Source organism: Heliomicrobium undosum, assembly GCF_009877425.1.
GTDB lineage: Bacteria > Bacillota > Desulfitobacteriia > Heliobacteriales > Heliobacteriaceae > Heliomicrobium > Heliomicrobium undosum.
In genome coordinates, this window is sequence record NZ_WXEY01000023.1 from 1 (window position 1) to 19,620 (window position 19,620).

Annotated in this window: 14 protein-coding genes; 12 read left to right on the forward strand and 2 right to left on the reverse strand. The window is 59.3% G+C overall.

Features of this window, described 5'->3' with window-relative positions:
* The 3 genes from GTO91_RS14835 to GTO91_RS14845 form a co-directional block, all read left to right on the forward strand.
* On the forward strand, positions 1-1,168 hold a 1,168-nt coding region (locus GTO91_RS14835; RefSeq protein ID WP_161259517.1), incomplete at its 5' end, for a vWA domain-containing protein.
* Between the two features lie 92 nt (positions 1,169-1,260).
* Positions 1,261-1,629, forward strand: coding sequence for a hypothetical protein (locus GTO91_RS14840; protein WP_161259518.1), 369 nt, complete (start codon positions 1,261-1,263; stop codon positions 1,627-1,629).
* Positions 1,630-1,993: 364 nt separating this feature from the next.
* Positions 1,994-2,599, forward strand: coding sequence for a 5' nucleotidase, NT5C type (locus GTO91_RS14845; RefSeq protein WP_161259519.1), 606 nt, complete (start codon positions 1,994-1,996; stop codon positions 2,597-2,599).
* A gap of 85 nt (positions 2,600-2,684) precedes the next feature.
* Here GTO91_RS14845 and GTO91_RS18795 read toward each other — a convergent pair whose 3' ends face one another.
* Entirely contained in the window at positions 2,685-3,026 is a 342-nt protein-coding gene (locus tag GTO91_RS18795; RefSeq protein WP_161259520.1) for a helix-turn-helix domain-containing protein, read from the reverse strand.
* A gap of 343 nt (positions 3,027-3,369) precedes the next feature.
* Here GTO91_RS18795 and GTO91_RS14855 point away from each other — a divergent pair, with 343 nt between their 5' ends.
* The 3 genes from GTO91_RS14855 to GTO91_RS14865 are packed head-to-tail and all read left to right on the forward strand — an operon-like array spanning position 3,370 to position 6,086.
* Positions 3,370-4,506, forward strand: a complete 1,137-nt coding sequence (locus tag GTO91_RS14855) for an energy-coupling factor ABC transporter permease (protein ID WP_161259521.1) — start codon at positions 3,370-3,372, stop codon at positions 4,504-4,506.
* Between the two features lie 15 nt (positions 4,507-4,521).
* On the forward strand, positions 4,522-5,334 hold the full coding sequence (gene cbiQ / locus GTO91_RS14860; RefSeq protein ID WP_161259522.1) for a cobalt ECF transporter T component CbiQ: 813 nt from the start codon (positions 4,522-4,524) through the stop codon (positions 5,332-5,334).
* Positions 5,331-6,086 (forward strand): energy-coupling factor ABC transporter ATP-binding protein, encoded by a 756-nt coding sequence (locus GTO91_RS14865; RefSeq protein WP_161259523.1) that lies wholly within the window; start codon positions 5,331-5,333, stop codon positions 6,084-6,086. The genes cbiQ and GTO91_RS14865 overlap by 4 nt, the downstream gene beginning before the upstream one ends.
* Before the next feature lie 57 nt (positions 6,087-6,143).
* Here the strand turns inward: GTO91_RS14865 and GTO91_RS14870 are convergent, their stop codons facing one another.
* Positions 6,144-7,436 carry a threonine/serine exporter family protein gene (locus GTO91_RS14870; RefSeq protein ID WP_161259524.1) on the reverse strand — a complete coding sequence of 431 codons (1,293 nt, stop codon included), beginning with the start codon at positions 7,434-7,436 and terminating at the stop codon, positions 6,144-6,146.
* Between the two features lie 228 nt (positions 7,437-7,664).
* Here GTO91_RS14870 and GTO91_RS14875 point away from each other — a divergent pair, with 228 nt between their 5' ends.
* The 6 genes from GTO91_RS14875 to GTO91_RS14900 all read left to right on the forward strand — a co-directional run bounded on the left by GTO91_RS14875 (position 7,665) and on the right by GTO91_RS14900 (position 19,540).
* Positions 7,665-8,018, forward strand: coding sequence for a helix-turn-helix domain-containing protein (locus GTO91_RS14875; protein WP_161259525.1), 354 nt, complete (start codon positions 7,665-7,667; stop codon positions 8,016-8,018).
* A 332-nt stretch (positions 8,019-8,350) separates the two neighbouring features.
* The gene (locus GTO91_RS14880; protein ID WP_161259526.1) at positions 8,351-9,433 is read left to right on the forward strand and encodes a 3'-5' exoribonuclease YhaM family protein; all 1,083 of its coding nucleotides are present in this window, start codon (positions 8,351-8,353) and stop codon (positions 9,431-9,433) included.
* A complete protein-coding gene (locus GTO91_RS14885) occupies positions 9,430-13,131 on the forward strand; it encodes a PD-(D/E)XK nuclease family protein (protein ID WP_161259527.1) in 3,702 nt (1,233 codons plus the stop codon). The genes GTO91_RS14880 and GTO91_RS14885 overlap by 4 nt, the downstream gene beginning before the upstream one ends.
* A complete protein-coding gene (addA, locus tag GTO91_RS14890; protein ID WP_235919628.1) occupies positions 13,128-17,174 on the forward strand; it encodes a helicase-exonuclease AddAB subunit AddA in 4,047 nt (1,348 codons plus the stop codon). Before GTO91_RS14885 ends, addA begins: the two co-directional genes overlap by 4 nt.
* A gap of 49 nt (positions 17,175-17,223) precedes the next feature.
* Positions 17,224-18,639, forward strand: coding sequence for a tetratricopeptide repeat-containing protein (locus GTO91_RS14895; protein WP_161259528.1), 1,416 nt, complete (start codon positions 17,224-17,226; stop codon positions 18,637-18,639).
* Positions 18,640-18,772: 133 nt separating this feature from the next.
* Positions 18,773-19,540 (forward strand): MerR family transcriptional regulator, encoded by a 768-nt coding sequence (locus GTO91_RS14900; RefSeq protein WP_161259529.1) that lies wholly within the window; start codon positions 18,773-18,775, stop codon positions 19,538-19,540.
* Positions 19,541-19,620: the final 80 nt, after the last annotated feature.

Consider the following 19,620-nt stretch of genomic DNA (forward strand, 5'->3'; position numbering starts at 1 on the left):
CGATACGGCGAAGGAAGAGGCGGAACTGCAGCGTCAGATGATGGAGAGTTTCCTGAACGCCGCGAAGCAGGCCCAACAGGCAGCCGACGCGGCGAAAGCCCAGGAGATGAAGAAAAAGGCCCAGCAGGCGAAGCGGCAGGCCCAAAAGGCCAGCCAGCAAGCCGAGAAGAGTCAGCAGCAGGCTGAAAAACTGGGCGCGAAGCTGGAAGCCCTGGGCAAGGAGGCGGCGCAATCGGCCTCCGTGATCCGGGCCATGAAGACCGCCTTCGGAGAAGAGGCGGCGGAACAGGCGGAAACGGCGCAGGCGTTGATCCAGTACGGCCTGGGGCCGGGGGAACAAAAGACCATGCCGCCGGAAAAACGGATGGAGCTAGCAGAAATCCTCCGGGGTTCTAAAAAGCTCCGCAAGGTGTCGGAACTGGCAGGGCGCATGAAGGCCATGGCGGCCAAGAAGCGCCGGAACCGGACCCATCAGCCACCTACGGAGGTGGTCGATGTGGAAATGGGCGCCGACCTGTCCCGTATCCTGCCCTCGGAACTGGCGCAGCTTCGCTGTCCCGTTACCCGGATGGATTTTCTCCGGCGGTTCTCGGAAGGGCAGTTGATGCAGCGCAAGCTGGAGGGCAAGGAGACGGAAAGGAAGGGGCCCATCATCGCCTGCGTCGATTCTTCCGGTTCGATGGCCGAAAACATGGGCGGCCACAGCCGGGAGGAATGGTCCAAGGCGCTCTGCCTGGCGCTCTTCGATACCGCCCGGAAGCAGCGGCGCGCCTTCGCCGCCATCCTGTTTGGGTCAGCCTCGCAGATCGTTTCATTCGAGTTTCCCAAACCGAAGCGGGCGAAACCCCAGGATGTGCTGGACATGGTGACCCGCTTTCTGAGCGGCGGCACGAATTTTGAACGGCCCTTGCAGGAAGCGCTCAACCTGCTGCAGCGTTCCGCCTTCAAGAAGGGGGATGTCGTCTTCATTACGGACGGTCAGTGCAGCGTATCGTCTGACTTTCTGGAACGGTTTCAGAAGGTGAAATTGGAGAAGGAGTTTCACGTCATCGGCGTGCTGATCGGAAGCGATGCCTCCGGTGGAACCTTGAGCCTCTTTTCCGACCAGGTGGCGACCGTGGTCCAAGGGTCTGATGACGAGGCCGTGGATATCGTCCTGGAACTGTGAGGTTTCTCGACAAGAGCGAGGACGAGTCCAGTGAAATAGAATGAGCCGGGGCGGGATGGGATTCCTGCCCCGGTTGCTTGGAGGCGAAAGCGATGAACCGGGCGGTAGATTTGATTGCCGAACTGTGCAACCTGGTGATCTTTTCGATGGAACACGATATTTCGCCCTATGGCCAACGCTGTGTCCTGGTTCCTATCCGGGCCATGGAGATGCGCCGGGAAAAGTCTGCCGATGTGAGTGCCGAATGGGCGATTCATGCCGGCGGGAAAGAGCGGGAGCGGGCGACGTTCACCGTGCGGGACGTTCCTTTGAAAGTCGCTTCGGGTAGGTCGCTCCTCGAACTCTTCCGGGCGCTGTTTCAGGTAGCCCTGAGCGGGGCGAAGGCGACAATAATGGACCATCAGGCCTTCTTTGATGCCGCTGGGCCGGAATGGTCTGACCGGTATTGCAAACCGCGCTGACTTAATGCGCGGTGACATGCCAGCGGTTGTCACCAGGTAAAATCCTTTATATGGTTCCCCGCGCAGGGGAGAGACGAAATTCTCTCCCGCTGCAACGCGGGGGAGATATAAAGGAAGGTGAAAAGTTTCTGGTCGTGCGACCAGAGGCGTATGACGATGAAAATTACCAGTATTCCGCCGAATGTGCTCAAAACGCTCATTCCAGATATTTTGAGACAGGGACCGGGAGAGGTTACAATCTCTTGGGTTGAAGATGGACAGGGTAACCGGCTGACCCGCCCGCGGGTAGAACCGGCGGGTGTGGCAGAAATGGGCCGAATCCTTACCTTCACTGGACGAAACAACGAAAGGGGGATGGGGGGTAATGATTAAGCCAAACCAGATTCCTCTTTGGTTGTCGCGAATGCTCTTCTCCGCAGAACGGAGCCTACTGATCGGGGTGGATATCTGCAATACGATCGCCAAGATCAATAAGCAACTGGCACTTCATTTTTTCGGAACGGAGACGATTCCAGAAAAGTATCGGGTCATGCGCCGTTGGGACTTGCCAGGACTAGGACCGGACTTTTTCTCATCTCCTGACGGCCTTAGGATCTTCGCGCGGGCAGAAGCCTATCCGAGTGCGGCGGAGGTGCTTGTGGATCTGAAGAATGCCGGACATAGGCTTTTCTATATCACGGCTCGGCCTCGGGAGAGTCACTTGGTGACAGCCCGGTGGTTACATACCCATGGGTTTCCTGAAGCAGAGATCCTGTTTACGGAAGAAAAGGGGACCCTTTGTGCGGCCAAGGGAGTGGATCTCCTGGTGGAAGATGATCCGGTGTATGTGCGCCAGGCAGAAGATCGAGGAATTCCTGTGTTGGTGAAGGCGCATGAATATAATGATGGAGTACCGATGTTACGTTTTTGCGAATGGGAAAATGTAAAAAGGTTATACCGAACAGAGTCTCAGAAAGAAGCCTCAACATAATCAGGAGGAGGACGCTTTTTGCGTCCTCCTCTAAAATTTTTTCCCGTTTATTCACAACAGGAGTAGGCTACAAAAGTAGCCCACTCTAATTTTTGTTGATTTCGCAGATTAGTCTTTGCTTCCTAAGCCGTTGGCCAATCGACTCTTCGGGTAGCAAATCATAGCATCCGAGGTAAGCGAGCGAAACATCAAGTACAGCAGACAGTTTTTTCAGTACCCGAAGTGTTGGCCGACCATGATTGTTTTCAATGTTGCTAATTGTGGCCTCCGTTACATCCGATACCACAGCTAGCTCACGAATCGTCAATCCCTTAGCTGAACGAGCATGAAACAGACGCGCGCCTGGCGTATTAGGATCCTTCGGTTGTGTTCCTCGTAGATGGTTGGCCTTTACGAACGTTTCCTTATTGATAGAGATTTCTCCCAAGGTGTTCTCTACACGCTTGTGCGTGTGTTTAAACGGGCGGGTTCATCGGAATGACAGGTCTGCGCGGCAATCGCACCCCTTGCGGGTGAGCGGATACTAGAAGTGTCCGTTTTCCGCATGCGGTCGGCCCGTTATCCCCGTTCAGAAACGTTCATCGAAGCTAATCAATCCCGCTTCCAAAACTTGACGCCCCCAAAAGATGATGTTAGATTAGGCTTATTGAAGTCATGAAGGCTTTACGCGTAGTTTCAATATCTCAAAAAACCGACCCATGAAGGGTTGTCCCCATGAAGGGGGGTCGTACACCCGTAATGGGTTATTTTTTTGAGAGGGGTAAAGCAACATGCATATGGCCGACGCGCTCATCTCTCCTGTTGTGGGAGGGACCCTGTGGGCTGCTGCCGCTGGAGCGGCGGCCTACTCGATAAAAAAAGTCCAGCACAATGTCGATGAAAAGATCATCCCCATGATGGGGGTGATGGGCGCCTTCGTCTTTGCTGCCCAGATGATCAACTTTTCGATCCCCGGCACCGGGTCGAGCGGCCATCTCGGCGGCGGGATGCTGCTTTCGATTCTGTTGGGACCCTACGCCGGTTTCTTGACGATGGCCTCTATTTTATTGATCCAGGCGCTGTTTTTTGCCGACGGCGGGTTGCTTGCCTATGGTTGCAACCTTTTCAATCTCGGCGTCTACACCTGTTTTGTGGCCTATCCGTTGATCTATAAAAGCATCATAAAAAAAGGCCTGACGGCGAACCGTATCCTCGTGGCGTCGCTTGTCTCGGCCATCATTGGTCTCCAACTGGGCGCTTTCAGCGTGGTCATGGAGACGCTCTTATCGGGCAAGACAGAACTGCCTTTTAACGCCTTCTTGTTGTTGATGCAGCCGATCCACCTGGCCATCGGCGTGGTGGAAGGGCTGGTGACGGCCGCTGTTGTCACTTTCGTCTGGAAAAGCCGTCCGGAGATCCTGGAACAGGTCGTCGCCGGTCGCGCTTTTGGCGATATTTCCTTCCGCAAGGTCTTACAGGGGTTGGCGATTTCCGCCGTGATGGTGGGCGGCCTGCTGTCCTGGTTTGCCTCGACGAACCCAGACGGGCTGGAATGGTCAATGGAAAAGGCGGCCGGCACGGAGGAACTGGAAGCTTCCGGCGGTCTGTATGATGTCTTCGCCGGTCTTCAGAAGAAGACTGCCATACTGCCTGATTACGACTTCAAATCCGAAGAAAGTTCTCTGTCTGTTACTGCGGCTGGCGAAGCAGGAACAGCCACAGCCACAGCCACAGACGAAGCGCAAACAGCCGAAACATCATCATCCGGCACACCGGCCCCGCAAGCGGCAGAATCCGCCTGGCCGAATGTCAGCGCAGGCACAAGCGTGTCCGGCATCGTCGGCGGATTGCTGACACTGGCCCTAGCCGCTTTAATCGGATTCCTGATCCGCCTGACCAAGCGACAGCAACAAAAGGTGAACCTGTAAACGGGGACTGCAACGATGTTGAATATCGCCGATTCGCTTCTCAGCATGAGACAACTGGACGATCTGGCGCGGCAGCGGACAGCCATCCACCGGCTGCACCCGGTCACGAAGTTGCTAACCACAGTTATGTACTTAGCTGTGGTTACTTCTTTTGACAGCCGGGAAATCGGGGGATTGCTGCCGCTGGTAATCTTTCCGGTCATGCTCCTGACCCTCGCCGAACTGCCGCCCGCTGCCATCGTTAAGCGTGTCCTTTTGGTGGAGGCCTTTGTGTTGACCATCGGCATATTGAGCCCTTTGCTCAACCGGGAGGTCGTCATGGTCGGCGGAATCGCCTTTTCGGCGGGCTGGCTCATCTTTTTCTCGCTCCTTCTCAAGTCCGCCCTGACGGTGACGGCGACGCTCATCCTGATCGCGACGACAGGGATGGACCGGCTCGCCGTCGCCCTGCGCATCCTGAAAGTGCCGAAAATCTTCGTGCTGCAGTTGATGCTGACCTACCGGTATATCTCGGTGCTGATGGAGGAGGCGCAGCGCACGGTCATGGCCTACGCGCTGCGCGCGCCGGAACAAAAAGGCGTCCACTGGACCGCCTGGGGGTCTCTGGCGGGGCAACTGTTGCTCAGAACCATCGACAGAGCCCAGCGCGTCTATGAAGCCATGTGTCTGCGCGGTTTTGACGGCGATTATCACGCCGGGGGCTCGGGCGTGCCGGTGGGCGCAAGGGATATCCTTTTTATCGCCGGATGGTGTGTCTTTTTCCTGACGGCCCGCTCGGTGAACCTGTCGGCGTGGCTGGGCGCTTTCATTACGGAGGTGATGCAATGAACGGCGGAAAACTGGAAGTCAAAGACCTGCATTACACCTATCCCGACGGCCACCAGGCCATCAAGGGGCTGTCGTTTCACATCCATCCGGGAGAGTCGGTGGCCGTCATCGGGGGAAACGGCGCCGGCAAAACGACGCTGCTGTTGCTGCTGATGGGCCTCCTTTGGCCCACGCGCGGCGAGATTGTCGTGGAAGACATGGCGGTGACAAAAAAGACCCTGCCCCTGATCCGGCAACGGATGGGCATGGTCTTTCAGGATCCCGATGATCAGTTGTTCATGACGACCGTCTATGATGATGTGGCCTTCGGCCCGCGCAACAGCAAGCTCGATGAAACAGAGGTGGAAAAGCGGGTCGAGGCGGCCCTGGCGGCTGTCGGGATCGCCCATCTCAAGGATCGAGCGCCCTTTAAGCTCTCCGGCGGCGAAAAGCGCGCTGCCGCCATCGCCTCCGTATTGTCCATGGGTCCCCGTATCCTCGTCATGGACGAGCCCACCGCCGCACTGGATCCGAAATCGAGAAGGCGGTTCATGGACCTGCTGGGTAGCTTTCCCCATACCAAAATCATCACCAGTCATGATCTGGACATGGTGTACGAACGCTGTGACCGGACGATCGTCGTCCAAAACGGCCAAATCATCGCCGACGGACCGACGAAAACGCTCCTGCTCGATGCAAAACTGATGGAAGAGAGCGGGCTGGAACTGCCGCTGGCCGCGCAGGGTTGCCCGGTGTGCGGCAGGCGCGCTTAAGACGCTTACATCTGCCTGCCCAGACCGAACGACTAAACCGGAAATTTCGCTTTCGAGCTACAAACCCCGGTTCAGCCGTTTCCTCCAGTACCGCCAGTCGAGGCGGATATTCCAGCGGTTCTGTTTCCAGTGCCGCACCACCGCCGTCACAATCGCCACACCGGCCCCAACGGCGGCGATGCCGCCGACGCCGACCATCAGCGGCTCCAGGACGTAGAGGTAGTTTCCCGTGAACAGAAACTGGGTGGCCCGGAAAAACCAGATCCCCGGGATCAGCGGCACAAAGCCGCCGACGATGAAGACGGTGACCGGGACGAGGTGGATGCGGGCGAGGACCTCGCTGGCGACGGCCACGGCGATAGCGCCCCAGAACATGCCGAGGATCAGCGTGTACTCGTTGGCGACTGTCAAATAGAGTATCGTGGCGCTGAGCATCCCCGTCAGTCCGGCCGAAACCACCGTCCGCAGGGGCGCCTGGTTGTAGACGCTGAAGAGGGCGGAGACAAAAAAGCTGACGGCGATGATCGGCGGTTGCGGCTCGACCGGCTCGGACAGGTACTGGGTGCCCACCATGGCCAGCGTGATGCCGGCCCCGCCGAAGAGGGCCGCCGTCAGGCCGCTTGATTCCAAGCCCCGGATGGCGCCGGAAATCAAGTCGCCGGCGATGATGTCCCGGACCGAGTTGACCATATAGGCCCCAGGGATGGCCGCCAGCAGCACCCCGACAACGACAGGACCGATGTCAAAGTTGACGGCCGTGCGCGCCGCCAGGACAAGTCCCGTTCCGACGGCGCCGAGGAGCAGTTCCCGCAGATAGTTGATCGCCACGACCTTGGTCCCGTCGATCAGCAAAAAGGCGACAAAGGCCATCAGCAGGGCGAGGCCGCACTCGGTCCAGCCGCCGCCGAAGATGGCGGCGCTGCCGGCAGCTGTCACCGCGCTGATGCACAACTTCACCAACGGGGAGTAGAGGGGCGGGGCGTTTTCGATTATTTCCAACTCCGAAAAGGCCTGCTCCAGCGAAATGTCCCTGCGGGCCACCTGGCGGGAAAGATGATTGACGGCCGCGATCCTGTCGAGATTGACCTGCCGCTTCGATACGCGCCGGAAGAAGGTGCGCGGGTTCCCTTCGCTGTCGATGTAGCTGACGAAGACGCCTGCCGGGGTGACATAACTCTCCAGTTCGTCGACACCGAGGGCGGTCCCCATCTTTTGGACCGTGTCTTGCACCCGGTAGACCTCGGCGCTCGATTCGAGGAGCACGCGGCCGGCGTTGACGATGAACTCGATAGCGCCGTTGACAGGGCTGTTGGTGGCGCGGTTCATGATAGTATGTAGGGAACTGCTCATGGGTGTCACCTCCGGCGCATCATGCTTGTTATGTTAAATTCATTATAAGTCCACATGGTAGAGAGCAACAACAGCAATCCAAGAAAGGCCCCATCTGCCATGCAAGTTGTTTCTCTAAAAAAGATTTTCTATAATGGCATGATTATAAAGTGGGTACTGTCCACCTACTATTTTCCATGCTATCATGGGAAATGAGTGGAGACCTTACATTTAATAAGGGGAGTATCTATGGACATTCCGGCTAGGATTCGCGAATTAAGTAAAAGTCATGGTATTAGCTACAGTGAAATAGCTCGACGAATCGGCGTTAATTCAAGCTATGTATCTGCTATGGCAAATGGAGAAAAACCCGTTTCTACAAAGCGAGTTTCCGATATATGTAAGGTGTTGAATATTACGGTAGAACAGTTTTATTGCATTAACCCATTAGTCAAAAGTGACTTGTTGGAAGTGCTTGAAAATCCTGACTTAGAGTACGGTGGGGAAAAGGTCGGTGATGGGCTTCGCGTATTATTACAGAGCACATGCGCTGCTCTGATCGATGCGTACAGAAATACGCATCGATCCGGATCTCCTTTATGAAAAAGCAGTCCCCTGGACCCCCGATTTAAAAAACGCTACATGAAAAAATGCCTTTCAACGAGCCGCCGGCGACAGTTGAAAGGCATTTTTTTGTGCAAGGAAATCGGAATCCTTTTGCCGAACAAATACAGGATAAGCAAGTCGAAATTGACACAGAAGCCCTGACACGGTAACCCGAAACGCCACCTAACAGAATGGCCGAATCCGGTTGCTGATGTATCCATCGGGAATCTTTTGCGCCCATTCCACGGTGTCGCGCCATACATCCGTTCTCACTGCTGGCTAGGTTTTTTAGAAACCTGCCGATCCGAAACAGAAAAGGAGTTGTCCCTGTGACGCACGCATCCGTTGCCGCCCCAACCGACCGCCTCATGCTCAAAGACCTCAAACACGGCCAGGCTTTTCACGACCTCCTGGTTGTTCGCCGTTTTTCCTTGATGCCCTACCGCGACGCCGCTAAGGGGCATTATCTGACGGCCACCTTGGAAGATCGATCAGGCAAGGTGGAGGCGAGAGCCTGGGACAAAGGGGAGCAGTTCGCCCAGATCCTGAAGGAGGAGACGGTCTTTCGCATCCGCGGCCAGGCCACCGAATATCAGGGGGCCATCCAGTTGCATATCCACGGCGTCGAACCGGTCGACGCCCGGGAGATCGACTGGGGCCAGTTCCTGCCTGTGACGCCGTTGGACCGCAACCAGCTCGAAGCGGACCTGGACAGCGCCATCGCCGCCATCGCCAACCGCCACCTGAAAACGCTGCTGGCGCGTCTCTTCGCCGAAGGGGACATCCGCCGCGCCTATCTGAGCGCCCCGGCGGCGATGACCCACCACCAGGCCTATATCGGCGGCCTCCTGGAGCACTCGCTCGGCGTCCGTGCGACAGCGCTCGGCCTCGCGGCCAGCGTGCCGGAAGCCGACCGGGACCTCCTGGCCGCCGGCGCCATCCTCCACGATATCGGAAAAATCGAGGAGCTTCAGTATCAGAGCGTCATCGGCTACACCGTCGCCGGCAACCTGCTCGGCCACATCGTCATCGGCATCAACCTTCTTGATCGGCAGATCCGCGAATTGCCGGATTTTCCGGAGGAATTGCGCGTAAGACTCCTGCACCTTATCGCCAGCCACCACGGCGAGTATGAGTGGCAGTCGCCCAAACGGCCCCAGACGGCAGAAGCCTTGATCCTCCATTACGCCGACCGCTTTGACGCCGACATGTTCAAGGTGCGCCAGGCTTTGGCCGAGGCGAAGGACGGCTGGTCTCCCTATCTGAAGGGCATGGACCGCCGATTCTACGCCGGCGTCGCTGAGACGAGCGCTGCCAAAAACAGCCCCATTGATAGGAGCCACGCCGAGACAAGCGGCCGGTCTTCCAGCGAGACGCTACACCACAGGGGAGGAGGAGGGGAGCGCTCATGAGCCTGCGCTTCATCCTGGGCCGGGCCGGGACAGGGAAGAGCGGCGCTTGTCTTGACGAGATCGCGCGAGAACTAGAACGGTCTCCCCAGGGTCCGGCGTTGCTGTTCCTCGTTCCCGAGCAGGCCACCTTCCAGACGGAACGGGCGCTGGCTACCATGCCCGGTCTGGAGGGCGCGATCCGGGCGCAGGTCTTTAGCTTTCGCCGCCTCGCCTACCGGGTGCTTCAGGAGGTGGGCGGCAGCGCGCGCATTCCCATCGGCGAGTTGGGAAAGCGCATGATCCTGCGCAACCTCCTGGAAAAGCACAAGGACGAACTGCGCCTCTTTCATCGTTCCGCCGGTCAGCCCGGTTTCGCCGACGCCCTCGCCGGCGCCTTGTCCGAGTTGAAACTGTACAACATCGACGCCGGCAGCCTGGACCGCTGCCAGGCCGAGGTGATCGAGCGCCAGGGCGCCGGATTGCTCGCTGACAAGATCCACGACCTGGCGCTGTTGTATGGCGCATTGAACGCTTTTCTGGAAGGCAAGTACACCGATCCCGACGATTATTTGCACCTGTTGGCCCAGCGCATCCCCGGCTCGGTCATGCTCCGCGACGCCGAAGTCTGGGTCGACGGCTTTGCCGGTTTTACCCCCCAGGAGTTGTCCGTCCTGGCGGCGCTCATGTCCGCCTGCCGCCGCGTCAACGTGGCGCTCTGTCTCGATCCAGCCGAACTGGACGAGCCCTGCGACCTCGACGATCCCTTTTTTCGCACCCGCGAGACCCAGGCGAAACTGCTGCAACTGGCCTTTGACCAGGGGATTGTCATCGAAAAAGCGATTTATCTCGGCCCTGCTCCCGGACAAACAGCGCCGCGCTTTCAGCAGAACCCCGAACTGCAACACCTGGAGTCCTTTTATTTCCGCCGTCCTGCGCCACCCTGGCCGGGCGGGACGCAAGGCCTCTTCGTCTGCGCCGCCGCCAACCGCCGCAGCGAAGTGGAGGGGGCGGCCCGGGAGATCATCCGCCTCTGCCGTGACCGGGGCTACCGCTGGCGCGATACGGCGGTCCTGTTGCGCGACCTCGAATCCTACCACGATCTGATCGAGAGCATCTTCGGTGATTTCGGCATCCCTCTGTTTATGGACAGCAAGCGCCTGGCGCCCCACCACCCGCTGGTGGAACTGATCCGGTCGGCCCTGGAGGCCGTCCTGCGCGACTGGGCCTATGAGCCTGTTTTTCGCTACTTAAAAACCGACCTGGTCCCCATCTCCCGGGGTGAGACGGACCGGCTGGAAAACTACGTGCTGGCCCACGGCATCCGGGGCCGGCGCTGGCGCGACGCTGAGCCCTGGCTCTTTCGCCGCCGCTTGACCCTGGGCGAGGACGCCTTGAGCGAATTCAGCGATCAGGAACTGGCCGAACTGGCCGAGATCAACGACGCCCGGGACCGGGCGCGTGGCGCCTTGGCCTCCTTTCACAAAGAAGTCGTCCGCGCAAAAGCGGTGCGCCCGATCACGGCGGCCCTCTATCAACTGCTCATCGACCTGAAGGCGCCCGAGCAGATCTCCCGCTGGATCGCCGAGGCGGAAGTAGCGGGACGGATCGAGGAGGCTCGCGCCCACCGGCAGGTCTGGTCAGCCGTCATCGACCTGTTCGACCAGATCGTCGAGTCCCTCGGCGAGACGCCCCTGGACCTGGCCACCTACGCCGTCGTCATGGAAGCGGGCCTGGACAGCCTGAAGCTCAGCCTTATCCCGCCGGAACTGGATCAGGTCTTCGTCGGCAGCCTTGATCGCTCCCGGTGCCCCGACATCCGGGCCGCCTTCGTCCTTGGCGTCTCCGAGGGGGTGCTCCCGGCGCGGCCCAAGGATGACGGCATCTTCGACGATAAGGAGCGCGAGCGCATCCACGCGTTGACAGGCCTCGAACTGGCGCCAGGCAGCCGCCGCCGGCTTTTTGATGAGGAGTACCACGTCTATGTGGCCCTCACCCGCGCCGGTGAACGCTGTTACCTCAGCTACCCTTTGGCTGATGCGGAAGGGCGGGCGCAAATGCCCTCTTCGGTGATCGCCCGGGTGCGGGAACTGTTCCCACAGGTGACGGATCGGACCTGGCTGCTGGAGCCGGGCGCCTTGCCGGTTGGCGCGGTCGCTTCAGGCAGCGTTTTTGCAGAGACCGCAACGGCAGAAACCGCTGCTATGGTCCAAACCGCTGCCATGGCAGCACAAACCACAGAAGACGCAGCCATACAAGCCACAGCCACGAGAGATGCGACCGTTGGACGCGAACTGGCCGAGGAATATATCGTCCATCCCGCGCGCAGTCTCTCTTACCTGATCCCCTCCATGCGGGAGGCTCTGGCCCATCGTCCGTCGCCGCTCGTCTGGTGGGCGGCTTACTCCTGGCTGGCCGAACAGCCGGCTTGGCGGGAGCGCCTGGCGCGGGTGCTCTCCGGTCTCTGGCATGAAAACCGCGAGCAGTACCTGCCGAAGCCCGTCAGCCGCCGCCTTTTCGGCGATCCCTTGAAGGCCAGCGTCTCCCGGATCGAGCGCTTTTTGGCCTGCCCCTTTTCCCATTTCATCTCCCACGGCCTCCGGCTGAAAGAACGGCGGATCTTCCGCCTCGAAGCGCCCGATCTGGGCGAGTTTTTCCATGCCGCCTTGAAGCAGTTCGGCGAGCGCGTGCGCCAGGACCGGCTCGACTGGGGCGATATGCCCCAGGAGGAACTGGTCCGCCTCACCGGCGAGGTCGTATCCGACCTGGCGCCGCAACTACAACACGAGATCCTGCTCAGCACCGCCCGCCACCGTTACCTGACCGGGCGGCTGCAGCAGACCTTGTCCAGGGCCGTCACCGTCCTCGGCGAGCATGCCCGGCGCGGCCAATTCCGGCCCCTCGCTTTGGAGGTCGGCTTCGGGCCGCAGGAACTGCTGCCGCCGGTGCAGGTGCCCCTGACGGGCGGGCGATGGATGGACTTGGTGGGCCGCATCGACCGCATCGACGGCGTCTTCGCCGGCGACGCGCCCTGTCTGCGCGTCATCGACTACAAGTCCAACCGAGCCGATCTGAAATTGGCCGACATGGCTCACGGCCTGAAACTGCAACTGCTCGCCTACCTCGACGTGGCGCTGCGCCACGGCAACCGGCTTTTGCAGGGATGCGCCCTCAGCGAGGGCATGCCGTCATCGTTGCTCGCCCCATCTGAGTGCCGCCCTGGCGGGATGCTCTACTTCGGTGTCCGCGATCCGCTACTCCCGGCAGGCGGCCCCTTGACAAGGGATGAGGCCGATCAGGCCATCCTCAAGGAATTGAAGATGCGCGGCCATGTCCTGGCCGACCCGGCCGTGGTGGCCCTCATGGACGGTCATACCCAACAGGGCTACTCACCGCTCATCCCGGTGGGATTGAAAAAAGACGGCAGCTTCTACAGCGCTTCCTCCGTCTTGACGATGGAACAGTTCACCCTCCTGCGCCAATACCTGCAAAGCATCTTTGCCCGCGCCGGCGAGGCCATCCTGGACGGGCTGGTCTCCATCCGTCCTTACCGCCGCGACGACCGGCTCGCCTGCGGCTTTTGCCCCTATAAACCGGTCTGCCAGTTCGACCTGCTGCTGCAGGACAACGACTACCGCCTGCTCATCGACGACCCGCCGGAGAAGATCTGGGAAAAGATCGCCGCCGGCCCCAACGCCATTCTTGAGGGGGTGATCCGATGAACCGCGAACCCATGCCCCGCGATCCCAAATGGACCGACGAACAGTGGCAGGCCATCACCGCCCGCGGCAGCGACATCCTCGTGGCGGCGGCAGCCGGCGCCGGCAAGACGGCCGTCCTCGTCGAGCGGCTCATCGGCATCATCAAGGAAGGCGTCGATGTAGACCGCCTGCTCGTCGTCACCTTCACCAACGCGGCGGCAGCGGAAATGCGCGAACGCATCCGGGCAGCCCTGACGAAGGAGTTGGCCCGCCATCCCCAGCAGACCCGGCTGCGGCAGCAACTGGTCCTGATCAACCGGGCCGCCATCACGACACTGCACTCCTTTTGCCTTGATCTAGTCCGCAAGCACTACTACCGCCTCGACCTCGACCCGGCTTTTCGCGTCGCCGACGAGACGGAGATTGCCCTGCTCCGCCAGGATGTGCTCGACGAAGTCTTTGAGCGCTTTTATGAGCGCGCAGGGGAGGAAGAGGAGACTGAGGCTAAGGCCAAGGTTAAGGCTGACGCCTACTTCACCGCCCTGGTCGACGCCTACGGCGGGGACCGCGACGACAGCCCCTTGCAGGATATCGTCCTCCAACTCTATGAAAAAGCGCTCAGCCAGCCCTGGCCCGAACAGTGGCTCCAAGACATCCTCGGTAAATTTCAGGAGGCCGGTGACACCATTGCCGAGCCAACCTTGTCCGGTGGAACCCCGGCTTGGGAAGCCCTGCCCTGGTTCACGGCCTTGCGCGAGGAGATGTCGATCGACCTTGCCGAGGCCGAGGGTCTCCTCGTCCGGGCGCTGGCCCTTTGTCGGCAGCCCGGTGGACCGGCGGCCTATGGCGACGCCATCACAGCCGATCTGCAACTGACCCAGGACCTGCGGCTGGCAGCCGGGCGTTCCTGGTCGCAAATGTACACGCATTTTCAGGCGCTTTCTTTCACGCGGGCCAAGGCTGTTCGCGGCCCAGTCGATGAAACCCTCAAAAAAGAAGTGGGCCGACTGCGCGACCAGGCCAAAAAGAAGCTCATAGACCTGCAGAAAAAGTATTTCCTTCGGACGCCCCAGGAGCTGGTCGCCGATCTGAAACAGGCGCTGCCGGTGATGGCAACCCTTGTCGGCGTGGTCCTGGCCTTCGACAGCGCCTTCCAAGCTGCGAAACGGGAAAAAAGGCTCGTCGATTTCAACGACCTGGAGCATTTCTGCCTGCGCCTGCTGCTCGACGAGACGGCAAGGCCCGGCGTACCTGTCCCGTCGCCGCTGGCGCTGGAACTGAAGGAACACTTCGCCGAGGTGCTCACGGACGAGTACCAGGACACGAACACCGTCCAGGAGACGATCCTGGGCCTTCTGTCACGGAACAACCGTTTTATGGTCGGCGACGTTAAGCAGAGCATCTATCGCTTCCGTCTCGCCGAACCGGGGCTGTTTTTAGAAAAGTACCGCTGTTTTTCGCCCTACGACACGCCTGCGCCAGTTACTTCTGACCATGGGGTTTCCGACCATGGGGTTTCCGGTCAGGGCGCTTCCGGCCAAGGCGCCCGCATCGACCTGGCGAAGAACTTTCGCAGCCGCCGCAATGTCGTCTTGGCTGTCAATGACCTCTTTCGCCGGATCATGACACTTCGCGCCGGCGAGATGGCCTATGACCGGCAGGCTGAACTCGTCTACGGCGCCGCCTTTCCCGAACTGCCTGGCCGACCGGGAGATCCCGTCATCGAACTGCGCCTGTTGCAGCGGCAGCCTGACGCGGACAGCATTGAAGCACCGGCCCGAAATGCCGCTGAGGTTGCCGGCGAAAGCCTTTCCGACGATGCCGGCGAAGACGCCGCGGACCCGACCGGCGGGGAAGAGGAACTGTTGGTCCTCGAAACCGCTCAGTATGAAGCAAGGCTGGCGGCCCAGCGAATCGGGGAACTGATCGACGAGGCTATGCCCGTTTTTGACCGGGAACAGGGCGGTTACCGGCCTGTCTGTTACCGTGACATCGTCATCCTGCTGCGCGGGACGAAGGGGCGGGCGGACATCTTTTTAGAAGAGTTTCGCGCCGCCGGCATTCCCGCCTACGCCGATACCGGTTCCGGCTACTTTGAGGCCACCGAGATCTCCATCCTGCTTTCGCTCCTGCGGGTCATCGACAACCCCCGCCAGGATATCCCCCTGGCTTCCGTTCTGCGCTCGCCCATCTACCGTTTTTCCGGAGAAGAGTTGGCCCGCATCCGCTTGGCTGAGCCGCGAAAGACCTACTTCGATGCCATTGAGGCCTTTATCGGACAGGCGGAAGCCGCAACCGGCGACACGCCCGCACCCATCGACCCCGTCGCCCTCCGTCTCCGCGAATTCCTGCGCCAGGTTGACGCCTGGCGGACGCTGGCTCGCCGCGATTCCCTGGCCAAACTGATCGCAACCATCTACCGGGAGACTGGCTTTTACGACTACGCCGGCGCCATGCCTGGCGGGGGGCAGCGGCAGGCCAACCTGCGCGCCCTCTACGACCGGGCGCGCCAGTACGAGGCGACCACCTTCCGGGGGCTCTTCCGGTTCCTGCGCTTCATTGAGCGCCTCCAAGATCAGGGCGGCGACCTCGGGACCGCCCGAGCGCTTGGGGAGAAGGAAAACGTCGTCCGCATCATGAGCATCCACAAGAGCAAAGGACTCGAGTTTCCCGTCGTCTTTGTCGCCGGTCTGGGCAGCCAGTTCAACCTCCAGGACCTGCGCCGGGACTTGTTGATCCACAAAAACCTCGGCCTCGGCCCCGTCGTTGTGGACACACAACTGCGCTACCGCTATCCCACAGTAGCCAAACTGGCCATTCAGCGCCGCCTCCACCGGGAGACCCTCGCCGAGGAGATGCGCATCCTTTATGTAGCTCTAACCCGGGCCAAGGAAAAGCTCATCCTCCTGGGAACCGTCCGCGAGGTCGCCAAGTCGGCCCAGCAGTGGGTTCATGACGCTGAAGGGATCCCCTCTGCCACCCCCCTTCCCGACGAGGTGCTGTTGCGGGCGAAGTGCTACCTCGACTGGCTCGGCCCCGCCCTGGCCGGACATCGGGACGGACAGGAGATCCGACGCTGGGCCGAGGGCGCGCCGGCGTTAGGGGCGACTTTACCGGAGAACGAATCGACGATGACGAAAGACGAGAGGATGACTGAAAACGATCGGATATCCGGTGAAAACTCCCGGTGGCGACTCTCCTTCGTCGCGAAAAAAGGGTTGAGCGAACTTCGTAAAGAAATAGGCGCGGAGACCCCATTCAACCCGGCTTGGCTCGATAAACTGAGGCGGCTTGAACCGGTCACCGCAACGGACCTTGTTGATGCGTCGCTGTCCTGGACCTATCCTTACACCGGAGAATCGGGAATCGCGGCCAAAGTGGCCGTAAGCCGCATCAAGAAACAATTTGTCCGGTGGCTCTATGCGCAAGGGGAAGAACTTCCCGAAAGCGACACATCCTCCCCAGAAACCCAAACCAGCCCGCCCGACGCCCTCCTCGACCTTCGCCCCCGCTTTTTGCAACAGGAGCGGCGCCTGACGGCAACGGAGCGGGGTTCCGCCGTTCACCTCTTCCTGCAACACCTCGACCTTGCCGGAGATGTGTCGCTTGCCGGGATCACCCGGCAGGCCGACCGGCTCGTCGAGTTGGAATTGCTGTCCCTTGAACAGCGGCAGGCCCTCAACGAACAGGAGATCCTGCGTTTCGCAGAGAGCCCGCTCGGGCGTCGCCTGCGCCAGGCAAAACAGGTCATGCGGGAGGTCCCCTTTACGCTCGCCTTGCCGGCGGCGGAAATCCATCCGGAAAAAAGGGCAGAGGGGGAGTCTATCATCATCCAAGGGGTCATCGACTGCCTTTTTGAGGAGGATGACGGTTGGGTGCTGCTGGACTACAAGACGGACCGCCGTCCCATCGGCATGGACGTGGAACCCTGGCTGCAACAACTTCGCGATTCTTACCTCGGTCAGGTGAACCTCTATCACCGGGCCGTTGAATCGGTGCTGAAAGCGAAAGTAAAAGGTCGTTGTCTTTTCTTGCTTTCCCTCGGCCGGGAATTGGCGCTCTAAGGAACTGAAGCATTGGGAGAAGAAAAAAGCCTGATGGGAGGGTAAATAAATGATCGGCTATGTTTTATTTACAGACCTGAAGGGCTACTCCAAGTTATCAGAAAGCGAAATCGGGTTGTTCTTCCGCAAGATCATCCCGGAACTGTCCCAGAGAATAGACAGGTACCTGCAAAAAGCGATCGTAAAAAATACCTGGGGCGATGCATTGGTCGCCATCTTCGATAACAGCCACGATGTGGTCGGACTCGCCTTCGAATACCGGGAATTTTTTCGAAACTATCCCTTCGAGTCCATCGGTATGAGGAAGCTGTTGCCGAGAATCGCCTGCCACTTCGGAGAATTTGAACTGTACGATGATCCCTTGAAGGGCGGCAAAAACGCCCTCGGAAGCAACATCAACACAGCCGCCCGCGTCGAACCGGTCACACGGGCCGGTGAGATATTCGTGACCAGCGAGTGTAAGAGCGCCATAGAAAATTCCCCGCGCAAAGTGGAGAACATCAAGTTCAGCGACTTGGGCATCATCCCTTTGGCGAAAAATTTCGGCGACTGGGAGATCTCCCGCCTTTGCCGGGCCAATGAAAAAGAACAGATCATTGACCGGGTGCTGAAAATGGACCTGTCCAAGGCGTTGCCGGAAGCGCCGGATATGGCTGTACAGGAAAGAAATCTGCTCCAGTTTCTGAAAAACGCTCCTGGGGCCGAGGAGTTGCGCTCGCTGCTGACTCCCCAGATCATAAGCGGCAAAACAGGCGCATTCATCGTCGCCTTAGCCAACACCTGCAAATCTTTCGGATTATACAACGAAGCCATCGCCTATATTGAAGAGGCGGAAAAAACCGAAACGCTGGTCGACGGCATCAAGGTCTTTCCCTATCGACATAAAAAAGACGTGCGCAAACTAAAAGCAAACTGCCTGACCCGTGTGGGAAGGTACGAAGACGCCGCCGACATCGTCTACGGCTTATGGCAATCGGGCGTGCGGGATTCGGACACCCTGTCCATGCTCGCGGCCCAGTATAAAAGGCGCGCCCTCTACGGAGACGGTACTGTGGTTGCGAAGGCATCCATCAATAAGAACCTCTTATGCCGCGCCAGAGATCTCTACCTTGAGGCATTCCGGATAAACATCGAAGACTACTATCCGGCCATCAATGCGGCCTATCTGTACAAAATCATCGCCGGCATCGAGTTGGGCAGAGGCAACCGTCTTGCCCTGTATATCCTCGATGTGTGGGGAGAACGGCGCGGAGAAGATTGGTGGCTGGACTCCACCTTAGCGGAAGCGGAAATGCTCCTGGAAAACTACGAGGACTGCATCACCGGTTTCCAGGAGGCGATCGAGAGGCATAAACCCGATGCTTTCCAGAGAAAAGCGGTGCATGAACAGATTTCCCTCTACGCGTCGCTGACGAATCAAGCCGATTCAACAGAAATCATAGAAGTGCTGCAACGGCTACAGTAATCGTCTATATGACCAAGCAGCAGATTCACAAGGAGCGCTGGCTGACGCTCCTTTTTTATTTCCAGAAATCTCTTCGCCAATCCCGTTGACTCTGACGTTACGTCATGGTCTATCCTAAAGCCGAGGTGATGAGATGCCCCACAAAGTCAAAGAGGTGGCCGACCTCGCCCAGGTCAGCGTGCGCACCCTGCACCACTATGATCAGATCGGCCTGTTGAAGCCGGCGCAGGCGACAGAGGCGGGCTACCGTTTGTACACCGAAGATGACCTGGGCAGGCTGCAGCAGATCCTCTTCTTCAAGGAACTGGGCTTCAGCCTCCAGGAGATCAGGGAGATGCTGGACACCCCCGGTTTTGACCGGAGAGAAGCCTTGATATCGCAAAAGCGGCTGCTGATCGAGAAAAAGACAAGGCTGGAGGCCATCATCGACCTCGTGGACAAGACACTCGCCACCATTGAAGGAGGAGACACCATGGCGAAAAAAGAGATGTTCGAAGCTTTCGATATGTCGGAAATCGAAAAGCACCAGAAGGAGTACGCCGAAGAGACCCGGCAGAAGTACGGCCACACCGACGCGTACAAGGAAAGCCAGCGGAGAGCCGCCGCCTACACCAAGGACGACTGGGCGCGCATCAAGGCGAAGACCGACGCCATCTACAAGACGCTGGCCGATTCGATGGACAAAGGCCCCGCCGATCCGCTTGTTCAACAGGCGATCAGCGACTGGAGGGAACTCATCAGCGACAACTTCTATGAGTGCAACCTGGAGATCTTCAGGGGATTGGGCGATCTGTACGTCCAGGACGAACGCTTCACCGCCAACATTGACAAGGTGAAGCCCGGTCTAGCCCGGTTCATGCAGCAGGCGATGGGGCACTACTGTGACAGCCAGGTAAAATAACAAACTGCGACATATAGCCATTAGATTTGCGGCGCGCATTTCTAATGGCTATATGTTTTTTAAATGCGAATAAGGGCAGC

Coding starts and splice junctions, on each gene's coding strand:
- GTO91_RS14840 (WP_161259518.1), top strand. CDS start 1,261: ATGAACCGGGCGGTAGATTTGATTGCCGAACTGTGCAACCTGGTGATC.
- GTO91_RS14845 (WP_161259519.1), top strand. CDS start 1,994: ATGATTAAGCCAAACCAGATTCCTCTTTGGTTGTCGCGAATGCTCTTC.
- GTO91_RS14855 (WP_161259521.1), top strand. CDS start 3,370: ATGCATATGGCCGACGCGCTCATCTCTCCTGTTGTGGGAGGGACCCTG.
- cbiQ (WP_161259522.1), top strand. CDS start 4,522: ATGTTGAATATCGCCGATTCGCTTCTCAGCATGAGACAACTGGACGAT.
- GTO91_RS14865 (WP_161259523.1), top strand. CDS start 5,331: ATGAACGGCGGAAAACTGGAAGTCAAAGACCTGCATTACACCTATCCC.
- GTO91_RS14870 (WP_161259524.1), bottom strand. CDS start 7,436: ATGAGCAGTTCCCTACATACTATCATGAACCGCGCCACCAACAGCCCT.
- GTO91_RS14875 (WP_161259525.1), top strand. CDS start 7,665: ATGGACATTCCGGCTAGGATTCGCGAATTAAGTAAAAGTCATGGTATT.
- GTO91_RS14885 (WP_161259527.1), top strand. CDS start 9,430: ATGAGCCTGCGCTTCATCCTGGGCCGGGCCGGGACAGGGAAGAGCGGC.
- addA (WP_235919628.1), top strand. CDS start 13,128: ATGAACCGCGAACCCATGCCCCGCGATCCCAAATGGACCGACGAACAG.
- GTO91_RS14895 (WP_161259528.1), top strand. CDS start 17,224: ATGATCGGCTATGTTTTATTTACAGACCTGAAGGGCTACTCCAAGTTA.
- GTO91_RS14900 (WP_161259529.1), top strand. CDS start 18,773: ATGCCCCACAAAGTCAAAGAGGTGGCCGACCTCGCCCAGGTCAGCGTG.